Genomic DNA, 6,078 nt, shown 5'->3' on the forward strand with positions numbered 1-6,078 from the left:
ATCAATGACTACAGTTCACAATCAGGAAGTCTCGGCGGTTTTTAAACGCCTGCTGGGCTATTTTAAGCCGATGAAAGGCATCGCTATCCTTTCTGTGCTGGCACTGCTTCTTTATGGTGCAGTGGATGCCGCTTTTATTGCCTTTATCCAACCCTTTATCGACAAAGGCTTTTCGTCCGGCAGCCTTTCTGGCTCTGTGGATATGGGCACCTCTTCCGGGTTTGATTCAAACAATCAGGTACTGTTCTGGGCCCCCTTTGTGGTGGTAGGGCTTTTCACCCTGCGAGGCCTGGCGAACTTTGTGTCCACTTACGGTATTTCCTACATGAGCGCCAAACTCATTATGGACATGCGTCAGCAGGTTTTTGAGCATTATCTTACCCTGCCGGTGAGTTATATCGACCGTGAAAACTCCGGCAATCTTATTTCCCGGGTAACCTTCGATACCGAGCAGGTTGCGCGCGCATCCGGCAGTGCGCTGATTTCCATTGTGCGCGACGGTGTGACAGTGGTTTTCATGCTGGGGTTGATGTTCTACAACTCCTGGAAGCTGTCGCTGTGTATCTTGGTTGTCGGCCCCATTATCGGGGTGGTGATTGCTTTGGTCAGTCGCCGATTCCGTAAGATTTCCCGCCAAATTCAAAGCGCCATGGGCGGCGTGACGGCCGTTACCGAGCAGATGATCAAGGGCCATAAAAACGTGCTGGCCTTTGGCGGTCAGGAAACTGAGGCCGAGCGCTTTGCTCAGGTAAACGACCAAAACCGTCATCAGAACATGAAACTGGCGGTGGCCCAGGCTATCAGCCAGCCCACCATCATGATTATTGGCTCATTCGCACTGGCCTTTGTGCTCTATGCCGCGAGCTTCGATTCGCTCAAGAGCGAGCTTACCGCAGGTACCTTTGCCACTGTGCTCGCCGCTATGCTGGCCATGTTGCAGCCTATCAAGAGCCTGACCCGGGTAAACGCCGAGTTCCAGCGCGGTATTGCTGCCTGCACCACGGTATTTGAGCTTCTGGACACCAAGCCTGAAGCTGATAACGGCACCTTTGAAACCGACCGCGCCGAGGGCCATGTACGCTTCGATAATGTCTGTTTCCGCTATGAAGGTCAGGAAGGTCGGGCGCTGGATGGCATCAATTTTGATGTTCCGCCTGGCAAAACCCTGGCGCTGGTGGGCCGCTCCGGTTCCGGTAAATCCACCATTGCCAGCCTGATAAACCGTTTCTATAACGGGCTCGAGCAGGGCGCCATTGAACTGGATGGCGTGAATGTTGAGGATTACCGCCTGAAGAACCTGCGCAGTCAGGTGGCGCTGGTGAGCCAGCAGGTGACCCTGTTCAACGACACCATTGCCAACAATATCGCCTATGCCTGCCCCTGGGAAGTGACCCGCGAGCAGATTGTTGAGGCTGCGACTCTGGCCCATGCCATGGAGTTTATCAATAAGCTTCCTGACGGCCTGGATACTCAGGTTGGTGAAAACGGGGTGCTGCTTTCCGGCGGTCAGCGTCAGCGTATCGCCATTGCCCGTGCCATGCTGCGTAATGCGCCCGTGCTTATTCTCGATGAGGCCACTTCTGCGCTCGATACCGAGTCTGAAAAAGCCATTCAGGAAGGCCTTGAAAATCTGCGTCAGAACCGCACTTCCATCGTGATTGCCCACAGGCTGTCGACCATTGAAAGTGCCGATGAAATTCTGGTGATAGAGCAGGGCCAGATTGTTGAGCGGGGCAACCATAAGTCGCTGCTGGCGCAGGATGGTATGTACGCCAAGCTCTATCAGATGCAGTTTTCCGCCTGATGCAGCAGCTGGTTCACAAGATTTGGTATCAGGGCCATCCGGCAAAGTGGTTACTGTTGCCGCTATCCGCGCTGTTCTGGCTGATAAGCAGCATAAGAAGGCTTGGCTTCAGGCTCGGCCTTAAGCGCCAAACCCAGTTACCGGTACCCGTAATAGTGGTGGGTAACATCACAGCCGGTGGCAGCGGTAAAACCCCGACAGTGTTGTACCTGATTGAGCTTTTGCGCCAGCAGGGTTGGCGCCCGGGCGTGGTCAGCCGCGGCTACGGCGCCAGTATTGACGGCGAACTCGAGGTCCGCACCGGTATGACACCTGCCGAGGTGGGTGATGAACCCGCCATGATAGCCTTGCGCACCGGTATCCCTATGGTGGTGGGCGCAAGCCGGGTAAAGGCTGCTCATCAGCTGCTGGCAAACCACGATGTGAATGTCATTCTCTGTGACGATGGCCTGCAGCACTATCAGCTGGGGCGTGATATCGAGATTCTGGTCATCGACGGCGAGCGCCGTTTCGGCAATGGCTTGCTTATACCGGCAGGGCCATTGCGTGAAGGCCTGTGGCGCAAAAACACTGTGGACTTTAGCCTCTGCAACGGCCAAAACGCCGAAGCAGGGGAGTTTGCCATGACATTGCAGCCCAGCGCGCTGCTGCCGGTCTTGCCAGGCGCTGACGCAATACCGCCTTCAGTCGGTGATGAAGTCAATGCCATGGCGGGCATAGGCAATCCACAGCGCTTCTTCTCAGCGCTGAGCGCTCAGGGCTATAAGATAGCTGCCGCCCACGAATTTGCCGACCACATGGCGTATCAGGCCAGTGACATTGCCATCATCGACAATGGCTTGCCGCTGCTGATGACCGAAAAAGATGCGGTTAAATGTCGCGAATTTGCCAAACAACACTGGTGGTATGTTGCAGTTGATGCGAACCTACCGCCACAATTTTCAACACAGCTGCTGGAGAAGCTCTCCCGGGCAGCCAATGCCAAGCAAGGAACATCCCATGGCCTTTGATAAAAAACTTCTGGATATCGTTGCCTGCCCGGTATGCAAGGGCAAACTGGAATACGACAAAGCGGCGCAGCTGCTGATCTGTAAGGCCGATCGTCTGGCATACCCCATCACCGAAGGGATCCCGGTACTGCTGGAAAACCGCGCCACACCCTGGCAGGAGCACAGTGCAGAGTAAGCACTAAGTGGTACCAAACGCTTGATAAGCGAGTCTTGATGGATCTAAAGGCCTCCCTGCGGGAGGCCTTTTATTTTGCTTTTCGGCAACCATGCTTACGCTAAACTGAACAGTGGCACTATCACATTCAGGTTTCATTGAAATTACAGCGGCGGATGGGGATAATGCCCGCGCACACCCACATGGAATGATGATGAAACAGCCAAGCCCATCCCCTAATCTGGATATGACAGCGTTCGAGGCAAAGGTAGCCCAATTGCGTCAGGCGCATCCAGACAGCCGTATCCAGTCGTTTGACTTTGCCGGCCACAAGTACTGGCTTAAGCAGCCTGAGCGCCTTGAAGGCGCGATGAAGCTGCTGAAAGACGACCCCAAACGGGCGCTGCAAACTGAAATTGATGCTCTGACCCGGCTTGCAGGCAAAGATGCGCCAGTACCCAGGGTGGTGCTCAGTGGCGATGACTTCTTTGTGGTGGAGGATGCAGGTAAGACAGTCAGTGATTGGCTGCACGCTGCCAGACAGGATGAGATGGTGCCCTTTGGCGAGATTCTTAACGACAGCGCCTCGGCCTTGGCCGAGCTGCACCGCATGGAGTTGGCCCATGGTCGCCCGGCGCTGCGTGACATAGGTTGGCAGCAGGGCGAAGTAAAGTTTATCGACTTTGAAGCCAGCCAGCAGGGGCGCTCGCAAAGCTATCAGCAGCAGCGGGATCTGCTGGTGTATCTGCATAGTCTTTACCGCTATATGGGCGCTGACCATGGGCAGATAGATGCGGCCATCAGCAACTATCGCGCGGCAGGCGGTGAACAAACCTGGCTCGATACCCAAAAACGCATACGACGCTGGCAGTGGCTGCGGCCGCTGTTACGGCCGTTTCGCAATATAGGCGGCAAGGACCTAAAGCCGCTCTACTGGGTGCTGTGGCACTTTCACAGCCACCGCTAAACCAATGAAAACACCGCCTTGTGCGGTGTTTTTTCTGTTTTGCAGCGCAGAATTTTCAGGCTTATTGAATCAAGCCTATTGAATCATAGCTGTCCGTACAGGCAGTCTCGGCTCAACAATAAAAAGAAATCGCCGCATTGGCAGGCGTTGCCCCTGACCTCACCCCATGAGCCGCGAGAGCGGCAGTTACACAGGTAAACGGCGTATTCGCGGCGGCCGAGCCAGAGTGCGAACTGTGATGTTTATGGCCATGATGTCAGCCATCCAGTGCAACCCTATTTTCAAACGCTACTACGAACACTTAAAGGCGCAGGGAAAGCTGCCCAAACTTGCGTTGATTGCCTGCATGCGAAAGCTTGGTCACACATCCCTTTCATATCCCTTCATAAAGAGTCATGATGAAAACGGAACTCGTTGGGGCGAAAAATCACCTGAATTGGCGTAATAAACATTGACGGAATGCCACAGTCACTTGTTATGCGCTTGGCGCTTCATTGATGTAATAAATCTATTTAGTAAAAAAACCAAGTTTATTTAAAATTATTCCAAGGAGATTTCTTTTCAAAAGTTGAGATATAAAGCTTTTCTACTTCGTTTCTCGCCCACTGAGTTTTACGCAGGAATTTGAGTGAAGATTTTACGGATGGATCGTTGATAAAACATTTGATTTTGACTCTCTCAGCCAAACCATCCCAACCATAGTATTCCTGCAACCGAGTTACGACAGTCTCAAGAGTGACTCCGTGAAGTGGATTGTTAGGTTGTTCTGTACTCATTCGCCAATCAAAACTCTCAATATTATCCCGCATAACGCCCCACTAAGGGGTTAAAAATTGTTGGCTAAAATGAGCGACGCAGGAGCAAAAGCCAACTGTTTTTAATCCCGCTTGAGTGGCTTGTTATAAGTACATAACAAGAAAGTTGATTAGTCTGATTGTACATATTTAATATTCCTAACACCTTTAAATGTCAGAGTAGATGCTTCACTTTCATGAATTAAGTTAAAGAGATTTTCATTTAACTCATTAACTTCTAATACCAAGGAATTACTTGATATTGCAGTACCTTCTTCTGCCCACTTGTTACTTGAGCGTACTCGAACATTCAAAGATTGTAGTTGCGGACTTTCTAGCACCAGAACAGTTAAATCATTAAGATTCGCTATTTTAATGGAGTCAGAAAAACAATCTTCCCAACCTTCAGGAATAAAATAAAAGTCGTCTTCATCCCAATCTACAGCTGCAATATTTGAGTATTGCTGTTGAGATTTGTAACTAGAGAAAACTAACTGTGTACGCTCACAGGAGTCTTTTAAGTTTTCAAGTAATCCTGATAATTTCACGTTACCTCTTTGTACTTAAAAACTGTCCAGCGCACGAAGTGCGCGGTGCTTGAGCGATTTGTTAGCTGTAGTGGATCACTCCTCTTCTTCCAGTTGTGCTAGAGCTACGGAAGCCCAGGATTGAGAGCGACCAGAAAAAGAACCCATTGTTTCTTGTGTTAAAGGGTTTTGACTTTGCAATTCCTCTAACGCCTGTTTGTTTGTACTGTTTTCATTTCTAATAATAACGGTAGTTATATGCTCACCTTGCTGAACCATTAGACCATCGGTTGCAAGTGTAGCGGTATTAGTCTTTTCATCTCGGTGAAAATGTGCGCCGGATTTGAATGTGGCTTTTTCAATACCCATTGAATCTAGGATGCCGGTCATTACCTGTGCTTGCTTAATTGCAAGATCAAGATTTATTCCAGAATTTTGAATCTCGTTAAATGGTACAACATCTTTATTTTCTTCAGACATGGTTTATCCTTCATTTGTGTGTAATAGCTAACATTTTAATAATGAGAATGCTCGTTTAGCACCTCTGGCCAGTGCAAAACGAGTATGTTAATTGATTTAATAATTATCAAGTTACATCATTTTTTCCAGATAAATTTACGATGAAAGTTAGCATTCTCGTTATCTCCTTGGATCCCGCCTATTATTGTTACATATCAAATGTTAACCTGCTGATATTAAAATGAAATAATATTTTCACGGGTCGGATAACCGGAGAACTCTCAGCATCAACTCTGACTTGAAATCGTCAAAATCTCGATAATACTGTTCATACATACAGCATTTGGAGGTTGGTATGAGTCA

Annotated in this window: 7 protein-coding genes and 1 pseudogene; 5 read left to right on the forward strand and 3 right to left on the reverse strand. The window is 49.8% G+C overall.

Going from position 1 to position 6,078, the window contains the following annotated elements:
- Positions 1 to 4 precede the first annotated feature (4 nt).
- The 5 genes and pseudogenes from msbA to MJ923_RS05540 form a co-directional block, all read left to right on the forward strand.
- The gene (gene msbA, locus MJ923_RS05520) at positions 5 to 1,804 is read left to right on the forward strand and encodes a lipid A export permease/ATP-binding protein MsbA (protein WP_240590207.1); all 1,800 of its coding nucleotides are present in this window, start codon (positions 5 to 7) and stop codon (positions 1,802 to 1,804) included.
- Positions 1,804 to 2,814, forward strand: coding sequence for a tetraacyldisaccharide 4'-kinase (gene lpxK, locus MJ923_RS05525; RefSeq protein ID WP_240590208.1), 1,011 nt, complete (start codon positions 1,804 to 1,806; stop codon positions 2,812 to 2,814). Before msbA ends, lpxK begins: the two co-directional genes overlap by 1 nt.
- Positions 2,804 to 2,989, forward strand: coding sequence for a Trm112 family protein (locus MJ923_RS05530; protein ID WP_126166457.1), 186 nt, complete (start codon positions 2,804 to 2,806; stop codon positions 2,987 to 2,989). Before lpxK ends, MJ923_RS05530 begins: the two co-directional genes overlap by 11 nt.
- A gap of 193 nt (positions 2,990 to 3,182) precedes the next feature.
- Positions 3,183 to 3,935, forward strand: coding sequence for a BUD32 family EKC/KEOPS complex subunit (locus tag MJ923_RS05535; protein ID WP_240590209.1), 753 nt, complete (start codon positions 3,183 to 3,185; stop codon positions 3,933 to 3,935).
- A gap of 163 nt (positions 3,936 to 4,098) precedes the next feature.
- Positions 4,099 to 4,380, forward strand: a pseudogene (locus tag MJ923_RS05540) (transposase); the annotation flags it as partial.
- An 85-nt stretch (positions 4,381 to 4,465) separates the two neighbouring features.
- Here MJ923_RS05540 and MJ923_RS05545 read toward each other — a convergent pair.
- The 3 genes from MJ923_RS05545 to MJ923_RS05555 form a co-directional block, all read right to left on the reverse strand.
- Positions 4,466 to 4,711, reverse strand: coding sequence for a VF530 family protein (locus tag MJ923_RS05545; protein WP_240590210.1), 246 nt, complete (start codon positions 4,709 to 4,711; stop codon positions 4,466 to 4,468).
- Positions 4,712 to 4,860: 149 nt separating this feature from the next.
- Entirely contained in the window at positions 4,861 to 5,277 is a 417-nt protein-coding gene (locus MJ923_RS05550) for a hypothetical protein (protein WP_240590211.1), read from the reverse strand.
- Between the two features lie 75 nt (positions 5,278 to 5,352).
- Positions 5,353 to 5,736: a hypothetical protein gene (locus MJ923_RS05555; RefSeq protein WP_240590212.1), complete on the reverse strand. Its 384-nt coding sequence runs from the start codon at positions 5,734 to 5,736 to the stop codon at positions 5,353 to 5,355.
- Between the last annotated feature and the right edge of the window lie 342 nt (positions 5,737 to 6,078).

The organism is Shewanella zhuhaiensis (assembly GCF_022484835.1).
GTDB classification, from domain to species: Bacteria; Pseudomonadota; Gammaproteobacteria; order Enterobacterales; family Shewanellaceae; genus Shewanella; species Shewanella khirikhana.

Bases quoted from the DNA above. Each gene is read 5' to 3' on its own strand.
- msbA (WP_240590207.1), top strand. From the start codon at position 5: ATGACTACAGTTCACAATCAGGAAGTCTCGGCGGTTTTTAAACGCCTG.
- lpxK (WP_240590208.1), top strand. From the start codon at position 1,804: ATGCAGCAGCTGGTTCACAAGATTTGGTATCAGGGCCATCCGGCAAAG.
- MJ923_RS05530 (WP_126166457.1), top strand. From the start codon at position 2,804: ATGGCCTTTGATAAAAAACTTCTGGATATCGTTGCCTGCCCGGTATGC.
- MJ923_RS05535 (WP_240590209.1), top strand. From the start codon at position 3,183: ATGAAACAGCCAAGCCCATCCCCTAATCTGGATATGACAGCGTTCGAG.
- MJ923_RS05545 (WP_240590210.1), bottom strand. From the start codon at position 4,711: ATGAGTACAGAACAACCTAACAATCCACTTCACGGAGTCACTCTTGAG.
- MJ923_RS05555 (WP_240590212.1), bottom strand. From the start codon at position 5,736: ATGTCTGAAGAAAATAAAGATGTTGTACCATTTAACGAGATTCAAAAT.